General features: G+C 48.0%; 13 protein-coding genes and 1 pseudogene. 2 read left to right on the top strand and 12 right to left on the bottom strand.

Annotation, left to right across the window (positions count from 1 at the left end):
• From Q0698_RS13030 to Q0698_RS12980, 11 genes and pseudogenes are all read right to left on the bottom strand, one after another.
• Positions 1-782 (bottom strand): annotated as a pseudogene (locus Q0698_RS13030) (hypothetical protein); the annotation flags it as partial.
• A 55-nt stretch (positions 783-837) separates the two neighbouring features.
• Positions 838-1830, bottom strand: a complete 993-nt coding sequence (locus Q0698_RS13025; protein WP_298637133.1) for a DUF3150 domain-containing protein — start codon at positions 1828-1830, stop codon at positions 838-840.
• A gap of 438 nt (positions 1831-2268) precedes the next feature.
• On the bottom strand, positions 2269-2676 hold the full coding sequence (locus tag Q0698_RS13020; RefSeq protein ID WP_298637132.1) for a hypothetical protein: 408 nt from the start codon (positions 2674-2676) through the stop codon (positions 2269-2271).
• Between the two features lie 8 nt (positions 2677-2684).
• Entirely contained in the window at positions 2685-2942 is a 258-nt protein-coding gene (locus Q0698_RS13015) for a hypothetical protein (RefSeq protein ID WP_298637131.1), read from the bottom strand.
• A 59-nt stretch (positions 2943-3001) separates the two neighbouring features.
• A complete protein-coding gene (locus Q0698_RS13010) occupies positions 3002-3508 on the bottom strand; it encodes a JAB domain-containing protein (RefSeq protein ID WP_298637130.1) in 507 nt (168 codons plus the stop codon).
• A 210-nt stretch (positions 3509-3718) separates the two neighbouring features.
• On the bottom strand, positions 3719-4750 hold the full coding sequence (locus tag Q0698_RS13005; RefSeq protein WP_298637129.1) for a lambda-exonuclease family protein: 1032 nt from the start codon (positions 4748-4750) through the stop codon (positions 3719-3721).
• A gap of 2 nt (positions 4751-4752) precedes the next feature.
• On the bottom strand, positions 4753-5697 hold the full coding sequence (locus Q0698_RS13000) for a RecT family recombinase (protein ID WP_298637128.1): 945 nt from the start codon (positions 5695-5697) through the stop codon (positions 4753-4755).
• A 123-nt stretch (positions 5698-5820) separates the two neighbouring features.
• Positions 5821-6369 carry a single-stranded DNA-binding protein gene (ssb, locus tag Q0698_RS12995; protein ID WP_298637127.1) on the bottom strand — a complete coding sequence of 183 codons (549 nt, stop codon included), beginning with the start codon at positions 6367-6369 and terminating at the stop codon, positions 5821-5823.
• Positions 6370-6425: 56 nt separating this feature from the next.
• Positions 6426-6803: a hypothetical protein gene (locus Q0698_RS12990; protein ID WP_298637126.1), complete on the bottom strand. Its 378-nt coding sequence runs from the start codon at positions 6801-6803 to the stop codon at positions 6426-6428.
• Complete coding sequence (locus tag Q0698_RS12985; protein ID WP_298637125.1) at positions 6804-7814, bottom strand: MoxR family ATPase; 1011 nt, start codon at positions 7812-7814, stop codon at positions 6804-6806.
• A gap of 640 nt (positions 7815-8454) precedes the next feature.
• Positions 8455-8847 (bottom strand): hypothetical protein, encoded by a 393-nt coding sequence (locus Q0698_RS12980; protein ID WP_298637124.1) that lies wholly within the window; start codon positions 8845-8847, stop codon positions 8455-8457.
• Positions 8848-9426: 579 nt separating this feature from the next.
• Between Q0698_RS12980 and Q0698_RS12975 the strand changes: the two genes are divergently transcribed.
• Together Q0698_RS12975 and Q0698_RS12970 are read left to right on the top strand one after the other, a co-directional pair.
• The gene (locus Q0698_RS12975) at positions 9427-10194 is read left to right on the top strand and encodes a hypothetical protein (protein ID WP_298637123.1); all 768 of its coding nucleotides are present in this window, start codon (positions 9427-9429) and stop codon (positions 10192-10194) included.
• Positions 10195-10326: 132 nt separating this feature from the next.
• Positions 10327-11181, top strand: coding sequence for a hypothetical protein (locus Q0698_RS12970; protein ID WP_298637122.1), 855 nt, complete (start codon positions 10327-10329; stop codon positions 11179-11181).
• Positions 11182-11288: 107 nt separating this feature from the next.
• Here the strand turns inward: Q0698_RS12970 and traN are convergent, their stop codons facing one another.
• Positions 11289-16898, bottom strand: a complete 5610-nt coding sequence (traN, locus tag Q0698_RS12965; protein ID WP_298637121.1) for a conjugal transfer protein TraN — start codon at positions 16896-16898, stop codon at positions 11289-11291.
• Between the last annotated feature and the right edge of the window lie 474 nt (positions 16899-17372).

The following is a 17372-nucleotide window of genomic DNA, read 5'->3' as shown; positions in this document are numbered from 1 at the left end:
TCAGAATCACCGTCAGAGTCACCGTCAGAGTCACCGTCAGAGTCACCATCAGAATCACCATCAGAATCACCATCAGAGTCACCGTCAGAGTCATCATCAGAATCACCGTCAGAGTCATCATCAGAATCACCGTCAGAGTCATCATCAGAATCGTCAGATTGGTTTTGAAGCTCATTGAGCTCTGTCTGAAAGAAAGCCAGCACCTCGTCGACGAAGTTAGCAACATCTTGTGTACTAGCTAACGAGTCGTAATGGGCGATAACCTGCATAAAGTCGTCATACATCGTCTGTCCGAAGACTTCGATGAAGCCTGACTTTGCTGATACCTCCAAACCGTTCAGATCATACCCACAAACCAACGAGTAGCCGTGGTACATAAGTAATGCTGAAAAGATTGTTGGTGGTGCGTCGTCAGCGGTAACATGAACTAATTTTTGTTCACGCTCCCACTCCGTCATCACCTGCTGCAAGTCTTTTCGAACACCTGGGTAAACGCCCATCAATTGCTGTTCGATGCGAACATCTTCAACAATATTGATAAGCATGGACCGTAATCGACCAGCTCGACTTACCGTGAAATCGGTATATCGAACATGAGCCGCTTCGTGTGCTAATAGACCCCAAACTGTTTGTTTCTCAGTATTAGGGAGCCAAATGGTTTTACCGTCTGTACAGGCATTGGATTTCGAGCCTACGATAACATTGACCCCTAAGCTTTGGCCGTAATGGGCAGCGACAATGGGTAAAGCCCCAAAGACACCGCTATCAGTTCTCTTTCTCATAGTAAATTCCTAAAAAAAAGGGAATTCACCCCCAATGGAGTAAATCCCCATCGGGTTAAAAGAAGGAAGCCATTGGCGTCCAATCTGAGTTGATACGCGAATCATTCGTAGGGGTTTCCAACAAAAGATCCGGTTCGTCTGTCACTTCATTCTGGTCTAATCCTGCGACTGACTGAATAAAAGCGGTTGCCTGAGACTTGTCTGCCGAGCTGTCAGCAGCGTCGACATACTGATCGGAGAGTTTTTTATCCTGAAGTATCAGAATCAAGGCTTGCGCCTCATAAAACTCTCTACCGGCGATCTCTTGCCCATTAAAGGTTTGAGATAGCCGAGCTAACAAGTCATCCATTACATCCTCTAAATGCGCGAACTTCGGCGCAATAAAGGAAAGACCTCTGAGCTTATCTAACAGCGCAGTTAACGGTCCCAAACTTTTATTTGTCACGCGTAATGAGTTCTTACCGCAGAATCGCTCAAGGTAAAACTTGGTTGCGATGTCTACGATTTGAGACTCGAGGCGATGACTTAAGGTTTGTGTAACACGGTCATTTAAGCTTTTGGCGGCCTCCTCCCCTACCGGGTCAACTTTAAACGAGTCGATCGTTAGATCGAATTTTCGTTCAAGCTGAGCGAGTGTGGGTCTAGCTGCCTTAGCCGACGCTTTGATTTCAGGGTGTTGCTCGAGCCAAGCATCTGAAGATGCCTCGTAGTGGTTCAAAAAAGATAATTTCTCTTGTTCGAACTCTTGACGAATGACTGCGAGCTTATCCTCAATCTCCGGTAACCGATCAATAGGAATTGCCCAACCATTTAGGAAGGTAAAACCAACCGAGTCGGCTAATCGACGAGCGCGTTGTTTAAGCTTGAGTAGCGCGTTAAGTGATTTGGGGTCAACTAACTTCTTTTGACCTAAAGCTGCTGCCTCTTTAGAAGGCAACTTGCCACCTTCACCTAAACGTACATCGGACTCTTCAAGCTTTGACTGACCACTCCAAAGAGTGAAGTCAACGTTGATGATCGCAATGCGACCTAGATTATTAATTTGCATAGGAATGCTCCAAAAAAAGACGGAGCACTCCCCTATAGGGTCATGCCCCATAGGGTTTAATTAATAGTTTGCTAAGCAAACAATTGAAATCTTCGTTATTTATACAGACGAAGGTATCTGTCTTACGCTAAGCGCAAAGTAAGTCACTCTCAACGTGACGGAGGGCAATTTGCTTTACGCACAGGCATAGGGATAAGCTCGATAGGCGTCAAAAACAACGGCGCTATCGACGTATGGATAGAAGTGATGTGTTTAAAACTTCAGTAACAACTGGAGTGCCAGCGCTAAGCTGGGCTATTAGATACTAAGTTATTTCAACTGCCTCAGTTAGCAGCGCTGACCTAATGGTCATTAATCAAGATTAGCAAGTGGTGGAATACAGGTCAACACAATGCAAAAAAAAGTGTCGTGGCACGAGGCCACGGTACACTTTACTGGTTAAAAGAATGGGTCAGGTTCAATATTCATCGAATCGCAAGCGGAACTAAATGACGATGACATTGCGTTGTTGCGCTCAGTCTCATCACTTCGCGAAGACGATGACGTTGAAACTCGCTCAAAGCTCGTAAACGATTGCGTAACCGACGAATCGTATACGACATCGTTGAGCACTTCAGTATCGGTCAGATCCGTCACCTCGCCACAATAGACATAGCCTTTACTAAGCTTCTGACGAATCTTTTTGGTGATGTCATCGGGTGAGTGATTGGCGCGCTTGGTTTGCCATGACGAACGCGGCCTAGACAAGACCTTCGACGTAGCACCCCAGAACGAGCCATCTGAACCAATAGTCCAAAGCTTATCTGAACCATCTTTTTGGCAACGGAAAATCGAGTAACTATCCATGTCACCTCCTAATGCAACACCAAGGCGCCGCTTCTCACATGAATATCAATGAAAAACGAATCGCGCTTTGTGGCGTTTACACTTTTAGTTAACAGTGAATGAATAGCCGATTGCTCGCCCGATGAAAGACGATTAATCGATACGGTCGTTGATTGATTCGGTGAATCAATAATGACGCGCTTAACCAATTGCTGCTGGACTTCTATCGAGAAGCTTTCAGCGTTTCTATCGGACATTGCCGACAGCAGTAGATTGAGTGAACTCATAGGAATATTCCTTGTAATCTATGAGCGGCCACCCGCCTGAGCAGATGGACCGCTCAGGGTTAAATAAGACCTTCTTCCGCGAAGGAAAATACGTCTCTACTGGTAATAATAAAGTGATCAAGGACCCGAACATCAAGGAGATTGCAAACCTCAATAACGAGCTGAGTGAACCGCTGATCAGCGTCGCTCGGTTCGATTGACCCACTTGGATGGTTGTGGAATAAGCATAATGCATTGGCTCGGGGATACTTGAGTAATAGCGTTCTGGCTATTTCTTTTGGGTACACCGTGCAGCGATCAATTGTGCCTGTAGCGAGCGTCTCAATACCTAAAACGTTATTGGCATTGGAGAGCACTAACATGCCCATCACTTCAATATCACTATCACCGAGCTCAATGCGAAGAAAGTCTTTCGCATCGCTAGGCGATTGGATGTGTCGACCTGGTTGAAAACGGTTAGCCATAATGGTCTTTGCTTGATCCACAATGGCATCGTTCACTTCCTCACTCTGCAAATCTAATGACGACAGAGCTGAATGGGCCGGCTTTTCGACGACTGTAAACATAGTAGTAGTCCTAAATTAGTGGGACTACTACCCGAAGGGTAAATAGCCCCTTTGGGTTCATATCGTAGCTCTATAACAGAGCGGTTAGTTGCTGAGATAAGTGTCAGCTCACTATTGCCGCAAGGACAAATTCTGTACCTACATCGTGCTTGCTAAGCATTCAAAACGAACACTTAGGAAGCACAACGCAAAGCGTCGTGTTCCAGTGAGTTAAAAGAACGAATCGGATTCTCGGAAGCAGTCAATGTTCTCATAGACGGCAACTAAATCTTCATCACACACACGTTTGGGCATATCTCGACCCGTCGAGCGTATTAACACACTCTCTGAGCCAGGTTTACGATGCGCTTCAAGCTCATCGTCCGTAACCGTAATGCCTTTCGCTTCAAGCAACGCTGAATAATCAACATTGCCCGGTCGAAAACTTCGAGTTACGGCTACGCCTAACGCGTCGGCAGTCAGAAACTCACCCATCTCTGATACTGCGTCCTGTGCTAGTAGCTTCTTGCGAACCTCTAGCATTTCAATTTGACCTTTTAGCTCTTTAATTTGAGCCGCTGTGTCAGCCAACGTCCAACTTGTTCTTGACCATCGAGTCGCTTGCGCTTCATCTTCAGGATAAAAAACATCTCGTTGAGCATCTTTTTTAGGCTGTTTGTTATTAATAAGCTTCTTTTGAAACTCATCAATCGCTTTCAATAACTTGGTGAGATCTTGCTCATTCGCTTCAATTTTAAAACAAACAAACTGGTCCCCAAAGTTAGGTCCTGCTACAAACAAATACCCATGGTCAGCTTCGGCTACATACATCTGGCATAACACCTGCCAGTAGTAAAGTTGGTACACTTCACTTTCTGTACGCTCCGATTCAACCAGATCAAATTGCTTTTGTGAAACCGACTTAAGTTCCACAGGGATATTCCCATCGATTGTTAGACCATCAAACGATGCTCTCACATACGTCCTTTCGTCACTTTCAGCGCAAGGCGCTAACAGTGGGCCGCAATCGAGGTAATTTTCAGCCATCACCCGAACGGTATCCTCCATCTTTACGCCGCGTTGGACGTTTGGATTTTTGGATAAATCTTCCGGTTTAGCTTTTCCCTTTTTTTCCATCCAGAGGCGCCAAATGGTTTTGTGCGGGTTAGCATCGACCAAAATCGACACTTCACTCGCACTAATCCCACCCTGCCGCCATTCCAGCCACTCCGCGGAGCGCTGGGCATAGTCGACAAGTTTCATGGCTAAGCTCCTTCGAAGGCTTTATCGAGTCGCGGGATAAAGAAGGCTTTTGCTTCATCACCAAAACGATCAGCGATTAGCTCAATACCTTGATTTTTCCCATTCGTTGCAACGCAACGCTCGATGACTGCATCACAGAAGCTCAAGAACTCCTTATCCGCGCCAAACTTCGCCTCTAGCTCTGCCGGTGAGGGCAATGCTATTGGTTTAGGTGCTTCAATGTGAACGTCCTCATAGTTGTTGTCAGACAACTGTATGGCGTTCATCAAAGCCGTGTTGGAGACGAAAGAATTAACACAACCACCACCAGCGATTAATCGCTTGAGCGCCGATTTGCGAATCATGTCCTGCTCCCACTTGTCAGCATTCCACGGAGAGTATCCGCTTCCTGAGCCATGTGAACAGGCCTTGATACGAGCGATGGTTTCCTTGGGTAAGAATTCCACCATCTCTTGACCATTAGCTAGAATGGCCACCGCGTAAGCGCCACGAAGTTCCCCGCGTTTTTCAACAAACGGATCAAATTCATGAATCGGTCGTTGTGTCCGTCCAAGCGGCGTAAAAGTATCCCCCGCAAAAACGACTTCGGCCCAACAGTTTACTAACCCACTGTTTTTAGCAGCGAGATGAACGTAGCCCTGGTAACCAGGATCGACAATCCATCGGCCGTCTCGTGGTATGAGATAGGCCTGGCGTAAACTTGGATTTAATGACAAACCCATTGATGCTGCACTGACGTAAGCACTAGCTATGGATGATGGCTCCTTACGGAACGCATTGGTCGCAAAGCCGGCCCTATTTTTTTCCTTAGCTAGGGCTTTCTTAACTTGATCGAGTGCAAACACGACCTCTGATTGATGATTAAGCCCGTTTAACGAACCTGCATTATCATAAGCGGTGGCTACATTCAGTAGCGTGCGCTTAATTTCGTCGTACACATTATTCATAGATAAACTCCTCGGACGAGCCTCTCCTCCTAACGGAAGAAAAACCCGTCAGGGTTAAAGGAAAAGGCTCCGAGGGAGCCTTTATTGATCAGTCATGTTAATTATAGCTAACGAATGTCACTCCTAAAACGGAATGTCTTCATTGCTAAAATCATGCCCTGATGGAGCAGCTTGAGGCTGATTACCTTGAGGCTGTTGAGCCTGGTAACCACCTTGCTGCGGCGGTTGGTACGCACCTTGAGGCTGTTGAGCCTGTTGGTAGCCACCTTGCTGTTGAGCTTGCTGCGGCTGCTGGTATCCACCTTGAGGCTGTTGAGCCTGTTGGTAGTCACCTTGTTGCTGCGCGGATTGGGCTTGTGGTTTAGCGAGTAATTGCGCTGATTCAACCAAAATAGAAACTTTAGAGCGTTTCTGCCCGTCTTTTTCCCATTTCTCTTGTTTCAACTGACCCTTCACAGAGACCAGAGCGCCCTTGCCATGACTGATAAGTTTATCAGCCATCATGCCAAAGGCAGCAATATCAAACCAATGTGTGGTTTCAACAAACTCGTTATTCACCTTGCGGTGCTCGCGAGTCGCGATTGACACATTAGCAATTTGAGTACCGTTGTGGTTACTAACGGCAATCTCACCCAAACGGCCAACTAAGGCCACCATATTTAAATCAGACATAATTTGTTCCTATAAATAAAAGATATGGCCACCCCTAAAGGAGCGACCCTTTAGGGTTAAAAGAATGCGACGTTCGGCGTAAACTCAATTCGTTCAAATTGATACGACGGCGACAACATTCTCAGTTGGTGCTTGGTTTCCTTCGTCATTGTGAGCTGAGCTGACCTAAACAAAGCGTAAGCATCATCTTCACAGCTGATTGGAGGAAACGGTTTTTCATCTAGAATGAAAGACAGAAAAGACTGCCCATCATGACTAGATAAATGAGTTAACAATAAGGCACCTAAAAAGCGTGCTTTATCATCGTGGAGACATCCCGTTAACAGGCCAGATGGGTCAATCGACATTGCGGCGACAGGGAGCGAAAACCCCAAGACGTCGCAGTAAGATTGAAAGACATCGGTGTTAAAGCGACCTTGAAAGAGAATATCCATTTAATCTACCCACAAACCGCCGAAGTGAGACTCACAAATCTTGTGAATCGCGACGGCATCGACATCGGGGATCATGCCTGTTAACACTTTTTCAAGTGCCATTTTGGGCGGTGATACCGATGTGCCTGTTTTGCGAACAGATGCTTGAATACGAAACGACTCCTTTGCCCAGAGCTTGAGCTTAGGGGTAGTGATCGTGGCAGATAGCGCTTCTGCTGAATCAGAAAGAAAACGCTTTCGAACAGAGTTAGCACACGTAACAAACGTACTCAGTGTCGACTCATGCGTTGAATCAAGGCCCAGATAATCCGTGAGCATTTTGACTTCAACATCGTTCGGTAAGTAATCTACCTCGACGCCAATGAATCGATCCAAAAACGCAAGGTTCTGCGTCTTAACACCACGATAAAGTCCCGTGTCATCACCATACCCTTTCGAGTTACCGGTAATCACGACACGAAATTTAGGATGGGGTTTGATCCATTCGTTCGTCGCTTCGATGAAGAGACCACTACCTCGAATCACATCATTCAAACCCGCTAACTCGTTAGGGTCGGCGTAGTCGAATTCGTTGATCACAAGGATGCGACCTTCTTTCATTGCAAGTGGCAGTGGACCGTAGCGAAACTTCGTCACAGGTGGAGCACCCGGATCGGTTTGCACAAGTCCCCAGGAACCAACGAGATCTTCAAACAAAAAATTGCCTGAAGCCGTGATACCTGTTGTCGGCCAATTGAGTCGAGCTGCCATCTGAGCGATACCCGAACTTTTGCCAGTCCCCGTTGGACCAGTGATCATTAGACCAAATGGACCGGGTTCTTGAAGCCAGGTAAATACATCGCTGACAAACGAAGCCTCAAAATAATGAAGCTCCTTCTGCGGGATAGCATGGGCGGTAGATTCCTCTACATTCAACACAGGAAATTTAACGCCTGCTGGAAAAGGATTGCCGAAGCGATCTTTGTCCAAGTTGAACTCTGCCTTAACATCAATCGTATTGATTGCATTCATAGTTGTAGTCTCTCTGATTGTGAAAAAAAGATGAGACTACACCCAATGGGAGTGGTCCCATCGGGGGTTAGATGCTGAGATATTTGAGATTTCTTCAGCTAGAAATATGTGTCGAAGACACAATCTCTCGATGTCTGTTAAGACAGCAATGGATTGCATACTCAAAAAAAGAAAAGGGTGAGTGGGCGGCTAACCCACTCACGCCGATTACGCTAGTAAATGCCGATCTTGTTAAGTGTATTCATAACAGGACGAGACAATACGTAAGCCGCTGGGACACAAGCACAAACAATTAAAAGACTCATAACACTACTCCTTAAGATTAAGTTTTGTGGAGTTGGACGCTCCCCGAAACACACTGAACAATGTGCTTTGGTGGAGCATCCAACAGGAGTCCAATGCCTTTAAAAAAAAGGCCAAGGGTTCAAATGAACCCTTGAAAAGATGTGCTTAAGTAAGACCTAAGCGACGTGTGGTTTTGATAACTGGCATTGCAAAACAAAAACCAGAAATCGTGCACACAATAATTACGCCTAACATAGTTAACTCTCCAAAAAAAAGGGAGCTAACTCCCAAGAGGGAATAACTCCCTAATGGGTAAATCGAAGTCTGCGACGACTTCGTGATTAAAAAGATCTATCTAAGCAGCAGCGCGAGGCAACTCATGTTCATCAGAACACGAATCAAACTCGTCATTGAGTGCAGTAGCATCTCGTTCGTCAGGAGTGACGTAAAAGATACCGCGATTAAGTTGCTTTCGTTTGAAAGCAGGTTCATCGGATAGATCAGTAAGTTCACTGTGAAAACCACTTACCGGAAGAATCTCTAAACTCGGAGCGTCCAACACCGAATCAAAAGAAGTAGAACCGGTACGCAAGCGCGTAACCAGACCAGTCGCGAAAGACTGTAAACTGGCCATAACGCCGAGAGCTTTAAGCCCTTTAGAAACTAGAATGCCAAAGGCAATTACCAGACCAATAGTGAAGCCAATAATTACGCCAAAGAAAACAAGTTCAGTGATTAAATATGCCATGTGAAAATCCTCATAAAATGAGGATAGACACCCCTAAAGGAAGCCACCCTCTAGGTCAGTGATGCTCGAAAAGAGCGATTAGAAGCAACAAACGTTGCTTGAGTGGCAAGAAGCCAGCTAATAAAAATTAGCGATTAGATGCTGAGATATTTGAGATTTCTTCAGCTAGAAATATGTGTCGAAGACACAATGAGTTATTACCCTATAAGGAGTAAAAATTCGATGCACCCTCGGGGGTCGTTTCTAGGGGGTAAGATTATGCGTTTCGTATAGACGGCATAATATAGCCGATTGACGCCCTTTAGTTAAAGGAGCCATCCAAAGCGCGTTTGCTTTGGTTCGACTTGTTATCGATTCGATCAATGATCGTAGTAGTGCCTAAGCACAGCGCGTAGCGCGATTTGATGCTGAACGTACAGCTTGTTTTGTTACGACAAGGTAAGTTGCCTATCCAAAAGACTAACAACGGTGTTTTGATGCGTCAAGTTTTTTTCTTAACTCTGCCCCTATTGGGCAGAGTCAGCGCGATACCCGATAAAAATCATTGGTAATCTTTAAGCACTAAAAAGGAGAAAGCTTATGGGTACCACTACTGAAAACAGTGTTCTTATTGAAGAGTTTGAGAGCGAAAACAACGAGATTTACCGTGCCAAACCTCAGATGACACTGCATCTTACCTTCTTGTCACGGGCGGTACAGCAACACTTAAAGCGAGAAGCTTCAATCGTTTCGCAAAGCATGTACCAGGTGCAGGTGACGTTACAGCATCTTTGTAAATATGATGAAGGTAAAATAATCGACGAAGCCGTCGACAAGATGTTTAAAGAGCTTGAGGATGCGATGCATGAAGAACAGGCGCAACTCGAGCCAATACTCAAGCAAAGTGGGATAAATGCTCATGACGTCGGATCGGCGGAACCAAGATCGTACAAAATGACGGTCACCTCACAGGGATTGAACCGTTGGTTGATGATGCTTCAGGCCGTTGATCATCATGTACAAATCGTGGAAACACTTTGGTTGGTGGGTAAGATCGGCTCCACGGAGCGAGCTATGCTTATTTCTAATTGGCGTAAACACTTGAATCGCTTCAAGCGAGCTATCCAGAATTTAAGTGCTCGATCATACAGCAAGCTCAAGGCTAGCGAGTCGGAACAAGATGACCAGAAGGCTTCAAAAACCCCCGCGAAGCAACCTGCAAAGGCAAAGGCAAAAAAGACCACCAGCGCCAAGCCAAAGGCGAAGGAAGTCGGCACAAGCCAAGCAGTCGCCTCAGCGAAGGCTAAAACCACGAAGAAGAAGAAAACCGCTGTTGAGGTCCCCTCCCCCAGCACCGCAGTTGCTTAACACTGCAAACCATTCCCATCTTTGCCCCTGTTGTCGGGGCTTTTTTTTGTCTTTTTACTGGAGGTTGAAGCAGTTGCATTATCAGCGAATCATGGGAAACTAATTATAAATCAAGTTAAGGAGAACACGAACATGAACACTTTTAAATTGCTTGTAGCAGGCGTGACGCTATCCCTGACCGTGGGTTGTACTCTGAGCCCAAAGGAGCCAGGTGTGTATATCGAAGATCATTACACCTACGACCCTTCGAAAAGCGAGGCGCTGAATGTCTGGCATCGCGCTGGCATGAGCGTGGAGCTACATGATGTCGAATTGCCTGAAGGGACAGTGATTGACTCATCTTTCTGGGATTCAGGAACCGGTACGATTGCCGGAGCTGCTTTAGTCGGTAATACGGCGTCAATGGCTGGGTTATCGGGCGGGTTGTTTGCCGCCACCGATATTATCGGCGGCGCGTTAGTCCATACCGTTGCAGAGCGTAATCGGGTGATCTTTTGGATGCCCAAAGAGGAAGGTGAGACGGAACTGGAAGCAAGAAAAAGGCTGACGGCATCATTTGAAGTTGCAGCAGTTAGCGCATACGAGCGCATGGGTTTTGAAATAAGGGGAAGTGTAACGGTAGCTCAGTTAAACGTGTTAACAGCAGGCGCGGTAGCGTATGGTAATGGGGACTGTGAACTTGATAACCGCTGCATGAGCACGCTGCTCGTTTACCCGCTAGACTTCAACGACAAGCTGTGGATCGAGACAGCCTCTACTCAAACTGAGTTTAGTCGATTTGACATTGATTCGAGCCAAAACGGTTTTATCAATGATCGTGGTTACTCGCAGCTCGATCTTTTGGTTGAAATTTCAAAGGGTATGCCTGAGTGGTTTCACATGTATATCGCTCCGCGTCGACTCATTATTGATGAGGAGGGAAACTACAATGAAATCCCCTTCATGATTAATCAGGGTAATATCAATCTCTTCGTCAAACCCCAGTAAGGGTTGTTTAATTAGGGATAAGCTGCTTCGGCAGCTTTTTTTTGGTTGCTAGCTTGTGAAGCGACCGAGGATTTAGAATCGATCGTTCACGAGCTTGCCTACTCCCCTCAGCCGTCGCCATCGCCGCAAGTGCTACATCCCTCGACGTCCGTTTCGGTGTTCTCCCTCGCCTCTTCTCTGGCTTCATCGACATCGAAGCCCTCGAGCCGTTGCTGGGCTCGAGTAGCCGCATCAGGTCGCTCACCACTGTCGTCGAAGAACACATCGTTATACATCGAACCCGTACCCGATAGCATGTCGAAGTTAATGTCATCGGCCGTCATCTCGGGGTTCAAACCGTACTTGGTCAGCATTGCCGTCCACTCGCTCAAATCAATTTGTGACCAATCCAGATTTTGAAGCTCGGTAGTGGTGAGCCCTGGGCACGACGGATTCTTCAGGTCTGGCGTCACGCCATTGATTGCCATGACCTGCTCATTGACGATCCGAGCGAGTGGCGAGTTGTAACAGCAGTAGCTCTGCGCCTTCTCAACGCAGGTGATACCGAGTAGGTCCTCCTTCGCGCAATAGGAACCTAAGTACGTACAGCTATCCGCCGCCCGTTTACCTGCTAGCGCGAATTCATTTTCTTTACATTGATGTATTAGACTTATAATCATAACGGCGACGTTATAAATTGTATATACAAGCATTATCACGGACATCGCGGCCATGATATTCGCGGCGACTTGCGCGCCGACATCGGTGGCGAGACCTTCTGCTGCATTACCGCCTACATCGCCGATCAACTCCTCTCCAAGCTTTTCCGTCCCCGCATCAGCGGCCGCTGAGCCGGCGGCATTGGTCGCTCCTTCCACCATCAAGTTAATAAAGTCAGCAATCGTCTCCTCAATAAACGTCATGAGCGCTTCCACCGCGCCATTGACGACATCGGTAACTGGAGCGAAAAACTCGGACACGGTGCCAGTCATGCTTTCAATGTGCGTGACAAACGGTGATGACACATTACTAAACATCGTCGTAGTCGACGTCGATAGTTGCTGGAAGGCACCAACAGTGTCGCTTAATCCGCCAACGAGCTGCGTTGATTCCAGTGCCATAATGGAGGCATTGGCTTTGGCGAGTGCCATGCCTGCAATGATGAGACCCATCGGGTCGCCGTTACTCGGCACATCACAGCAATCTTGGATACCAAAGGCATAGATCGAACACTGTGACCCTTCACCCTTAAAGACTTCACATTCCATCTGATCGGTGCCAGGTAGCGGCTCACAGCCCATGTCGATGCCCATGAATTGCATGGTATGGGTAAGCTCTTGAACGCGATTGAAGGAATCGCTCTGAGTCTTCTTAACGTCGATACAATCTGCACCCATACACTGAATCGGACCTTCACAGGTGTATTCGGTCTCAGATTCAATATCGGGAACATCAATCCACTCACCGCAGTTGTACGTCAACTCCGTTGCGTAGCAAACGCCATCGGTGCCGCGAGCACCTTCTACGCAGGTTTCACCCACATAGTCGCAGGCATCATTAGCCGATAATTCAGCACAGCCAGCATCGACAACATCTTCATCTGACTCACCACAAACCTCGACCCCATTGGCATCGGTAAAGCACCACGACCCCTTGTAGAAATCAGCATCATTAATGACATTGATTTTCTTACAGAACGGGGTTAGTTCCATGCCGTCCGGTATGGGATGGTTGAAGTAGCCTTCGCAGACGGTGACGCCGGCTTCTGGCAAGAACATACAGTCGCCCGTAGGGGTCGGCACGAAGGATTCTGGGGACACCTGATTATTATAAAGTGAACCGCCACCAACAGGATTGTTCATTGCCTTCATTAGATGGACGGGGGTTGAGCTATCGTCGACATCGCCAGTCAGCTGAGGGGCCGATCGAGCTTGCTTGATGACAAGTGTATTGTCTGAGGTATCTTCTTCCTCTTCTTCCTCTTGAGTTCCCGTCCCCGTCGAGGTGGAATCAGCTTGGCAATAGGCCACGGCGGGTAAAGATTGGGTGTATGACTTTTCACACAATCCGCTGGAGTTGTTGAGGGTGAAGCCCTGATTACAGTATGACTGATTCACCTGCTCTTCCGCGGGGTATTCAACCAAATCATAGCGCTCACAGTCTGATCCGCTATCACTCCAACCCTCGCCGGTAAGGCAGAAATATTCCGTCGTCGCGGTCGCTGCACGGGACTGCGAGTTAATTTGATAGCACGCCGCCGGAGAGATTGACTCATCGAGGGTCCAGCCTTCATAACACCAGTAATCCACCGTAACGACTGAGGAGGGTTCAACTCGCTCGACATCCTTCTCGCAATGGGTGCCGGTATCATTCCAGGTTGGATCAGGACAATCATTATTGATCTTCGCCGTTGCTGGCTGTGAAATCTCGACATCGCCGAAGCAAGTCGGCGGATTGGTGGAGGAGTTTAGATTCCAGCCAGATTTAGCGCAGGAGTAATTCACATTAGTAACGATCGGTGCATGAATTACTTCTCGAGTTCGCTCACAGCGAGATCCTGTGTCTGAGAATCCTTGCGGGCATGAATAGGCGGTGTTCAAGATGGCCGGCAACGTCGCTGAATTATCAACGAAGCAGAATTCACCATCGAGCGTTTTCCCATCAGGGCAGCTATACGTCGTACCGACTTGTATCGGTTGTTCGACAAACGTTTGTTTCTGGTAGCAGTCTGATCCGGTGTCGGTAAAGCCCTGCTCGCAGTAGTCTTCTTGACGCTCTTGAATCGGCTTTTCATCAACGTAACTACCGAAACATCTAGGCGGATTAGAAGCGCTATTCAGCGCAAAACCAGCGGCGCAGGAATAGGACACACTGACGACAGTAGAAGGAATTGTGGTCATATAAGTGTGTTCGCACTGGCTACTTCCGATAACAAAAGGGTCACTACACACGTTGGTTTCATTAATATCCGCTGTGATGGATTCGGTTTCAACGCGGTGACAAAACGGTGGATTAGCGCCGTCTTTCTGCCATCCGGTCGGACAACCAAACGTGACATCAAGGACGATTGAAGGTTGAATTTGAGGCACCTGTCGTTCGCAACCGGCATCAGCTTTCGTCCATCCTGATTCGCAACTATAGACGATGGTTTCTTCGAACGGAGTAGACTCCATTGCCGAGCGATAGCAGACATTATCGGAGGAGTTCAACGAGTAGGTATCGGGGCAACGGTACACGGTTTTGAGTACCGTGGACGGTTCTTGGACAACCCGTGATTGAGAGCAATTAATCCCCGTATCACTCCAGCCATCCAAACACAGGTTTTGCTGATCTATGCTCGCATTGATGACGACATCGGTGTCACGATAGCACTGGTCATCATCGAGTGAGAATCCCGAGGAGCAGCTATATTCGAACCGAGCGATGATTGGGTCGCTGGTTTGGAGTTCACCACGGACGCAGCGAGCTCCGTTATTTGTCCAATCTGCGGGGCAGGATTTTTCGTTCACAACGGTCGCGGGTTTACGTTGCTCGATCGTACGTGTACAGGTGGTACCGGAGGCGAACTCCCACCCTGCATCACACAAATAACTCGGCGATTTAGTTTCTGTAAAACCGGACTCACAGCGGTCGTTTTGATCATTCCAAACGAAGCCCGGATCACAACTGCGGGTCGCCGGGAGCTCATCTTGAACCACTCTGATACATGAACCAGCGTCGTTGTAGGTATAACCACCCGATGGGCAGGAGTGGTAAATTTCAGTGTAATCCGTCACCTCGCGAGTACAGCGCGTTTGGTCGGAAGACAGACTATAATCAATAGAGCATGATGGTACCGGCTCTTGGGTTTCAGTGACGACGCTTTCGCAAAGTGAGTTAGAGGAATTGTAATTCGAGCCAGGCTGACAAGACCTGACAGGTGCTTCTTTCTCAGAAACCACTTTAAAACAGGTTTGACGGGCAGGGTCGAAAATCATACCAGTCTCGCAGATGCGAGTAGACGGCTGCTCTTCTTTCACAACGCGATAGCATTGATTACCGTTCCAGAGCCAATTTTCAAGGCATTGTGGGATGGCTGGCTTAGCTTCTGTAGTCGACTGCTCACACTGAAGCGACGAATTGCTCCAATTAAAACCGACAGAACAGGTTCGAGTCGCAGGCTCGCTCTCCCTGAGAATGCGTTGACAGAAGTTGGAGGCATTAAGAACGTAATCTCCATTACAGGTTAGGTTCGGAGCCTGGCTTTGCTCGATAATTCTGCGGCAGGTGGAGCCGTCATAGGTGAATAAATCGCTACATTGAACCTGTGCAGGAACCTCTTCGAGGGTGCTCTTTTGACAAACGCCATTAGCGTGCGAGTAGGTATACCCAGGGGTAGTACAGGTTGGTGAAGCAGGAAGCGTTAATTCTCGAGTGCGTTGGCAAAGATTTTGGGTCGGTTCGTAATCCCATCCGGTTTGGCAAACCGGGGTAGCAGATTGCACTTCCGGGATATTGCGCTCACACTGGCCGGTGGTGGCATTTAGCGTGAACGAAACAGGACAACTAGCGATCGCATCCACCGTTGATTCGATGGTTTTTCGACAGACCGAACTGGAGGGATTCCAGGTATAATCTTCCTGGCAAGCCGGGGTTGCCGGTTGAGTTTCTTCGGTGATTTTGCGGCAAGTATTCGAGTCAGATTGGTAGCTCCATCCGTCATCGCAAACCGCGGTTGCAGGCAAAGTCTGAGTACGGGTGCGACTACAGGAAGCCTCGCCAGTGAGCGAGAATCCGATAGGACAATCAACGGAAGGATCGCCGGTTTCAAGGGTCGTCTTGGAACAGGTGCTGGCATCTGGAGATAGGTCATAGCCATCGTCACAAAGTGGTGACGCTGGGATTTCTTGATCCCATGTCTTTTGGCAAATCGACCCATTCCAGTTGTACTGAGCGGGGCAAGATCGCGTGGCGGTGATACTTTCCTCAGTAGTGTTACTGCATTGTTGGATCTCTGGGTCCCAGATAAATTGGCTGGCGCAGGAGCGCGTAGCGGAAATTTGCTCTTCCCAGCTCTTTGAGCAGGTGTTGGCAGACGAATCCCAATCAAAGGTAGCCGGGCAAGTGCGGTTGGCCGGCTCTTGCTCTTCCCACGTCTTAAAGCAGGTTGAACCATTCCAGGCAAAGGAATCAGCACAACTCCTCGTTGCGCTAATCGACTCTACGCGGCTTCTTCGGCAGGTCTTAGACGAAATGTGGTATGAAAATTCAGCGGCACATACTGGTGTCGCTTGGACCGATTCTTGCGTAATTCGCTGACAAACTTGAGTTGCGTCATCGAAGGAATAACCGAGTTGGCAAACGACGATGGCGGGCTCATACTCCATACGAGTTCGACGACAGGTCTGAGTGCCAGAATTCCAGTCAAAACCGGCTTCGCACACGGGTATTGCTGGTTGGTTGTCGACGACTGTTCGTTCACACAGTCCGTCAGAATTGAGGTCAAATCCATTGCGACAACTGCGGTCGGCATCGGTTATTTTATAGCACTTCGAGTCCGCAGCGTTCCATGAAAAATCCGTCGGGCAGCTTCGTTGAGCAGTCTCGATTAGTTGACACTTTGACGCGACTTCGTTCCAAGTGTGGGTGGCTGGGCAGGTTAGTGTACCATTGACGACTCGCTGACACTTGGATGCGGAGCTGTTCCATGAATAGCCCGCTTCGCAATTGACAGCAGCGAGGACAATACGCTGACACATGGAACCGCTCGTGTTCAGGGAATATCCATCACTACAAGCGGGAGATGCTCCGACGATCACCTCGCATTTGGATGAGGTCTCATTCCAGGATTCACTGGCGGGACACGTTGGTAAGCCATCGATGGTTTTTTGGCACTTAGAGAGAGTGCTGTTAAACCAATAACCTGTTTCGCAAACAGGCGTTCCGCTGACGACTTGCTGACACTTTGAGGCCGAACTGTCGAAAGAGTAACCGGCGGTACAAGTCGGCGTCCCGGAGACAATTCGCTCGCATTTTGAGGCCGAACTATTCCAAGTGTAGCCCGAAGAACACGACGCGGTTCCATTGACAATTCGTTCGCATTTTGAGGCCGAACTATTCCAAGTGTAGCCCGAAGAACACGTCGCGGTTCCATTGACAATTCGTTCGCATTTTGAGGCCGAACTATTCCAAGTGTAGCCCGAAGAACACGTCGCGGTTCCATTGACAATTCG

The organism is uncultured Umboniibacter sp. (assembly GCF_947497555.1).
Classification (GTDB): Bacteria; Pseudomonadota; Gammaproteobacteria; order Pseudomonadales; family DSM-25080; genus Umboniibacter.
This window is presented reverse-complemented; position numbering and strand designations above follow the sequence as displayed.

What these genes read in the sequence shown, in the direction of transcription:
- ssb (WP_298637127.1), bottom strand. Translation starts at nt 6,369, where the DNA reads ATGTCTGATTTAAATATGGTGGCCTTAGTTGGCCGTTTGGGTGAGATT.
- Q0698_RS13000 (WP_298637128.1), bottom strand. Translation starts at nt 5,697, where the DNA reads ATGAATAATGTGTACGACGAAATTAAGCGCACGCTACTGAATGTAGCC.
- Q0698_RS13015 (WP_298637131.1), bottom strand. Translation starts at nt 2,942, where the DNA reads ATGAGTTCACTCAATCTACTGCTGTCGGCAATGTCCGATAGAAACGCT.
- Q0698_RS13010 (WP_298637130.1), bottom strand. Translation starts at nt 3,508, where the DNA reads ATGTTTACAGTCGTCGAAAAGCCGGCCCATTCAGCTCTGTCGTCATTA.
- Q0698_RS12985 (WP_298637125.1), bottom strand. Translation starts at nt 7,814, where the DNA reads ATGAATGCAATCAATACGATTGATGTTAAGGCAGAGTTCAACTTGGAC.
- Q0698_RS13005 (WP_298637129.1), bottom strand. Translation starts at nt 4,750, where the DNA reads ATGAAACTTGTCGACTATGCCCAGCGCTCCGCGGAGTGGCTGGAATGG.
- Q0698_RS12975 (WP_298637123.1), top strand. Translation starts at nt 9,427, where the DNA reads ATGGGTACCACTACTGAAAACAGTGTTCTTATTGAAGAGTTTGAGAGC.
- traN (WP_298637121.1), bottom strand. Translation starts at nt 16,898, where the DNA reads ATGTGTCAGCGTATTGTCCTCGCTGCTGTCAATTGCGAAGCGGGCTAT.
- Q0698_RS12990 (WP_298637126.1), bottom strand. Translation starts at nt 6,803, where the DNA reads ATGGATATTCTCTTTCAAGGTCGCTTTAACACCGATGTCTTTCAATCT.
- Q0698_RS12980 (WP_298637124.1), bottom strand. Translation starts at nt 8,847, where the DNA reads ATGGCATATTTAATCACTGAACTTGTTTTCTTTGGCGTAATTATTGGC.
- Q0698_RS12970 (WP_298637122.1), top strand. Translation starts at nt 10,327, where the DNA reads ATGAACACTTTTAAATTGCTTGTAGCAGGCGTGACGCTATCCCTGACC.
- Q0698_RS13025 (WP_298637133.1), bottom strand. Translation starts at nt 1,830, where the DNA reads ATGCAAATTAATAATCTAGGTCGCATTGCGATCATCAACGTTGACTTC.
- Q0698_RS13020 (WP_298637132.1), bottom strand. Translation starts at nt 2,676, where the DNA reads ATGGATAGTTACTCGATTTTCCGTTGCCAAAAAGATGGTTCAGATAAG.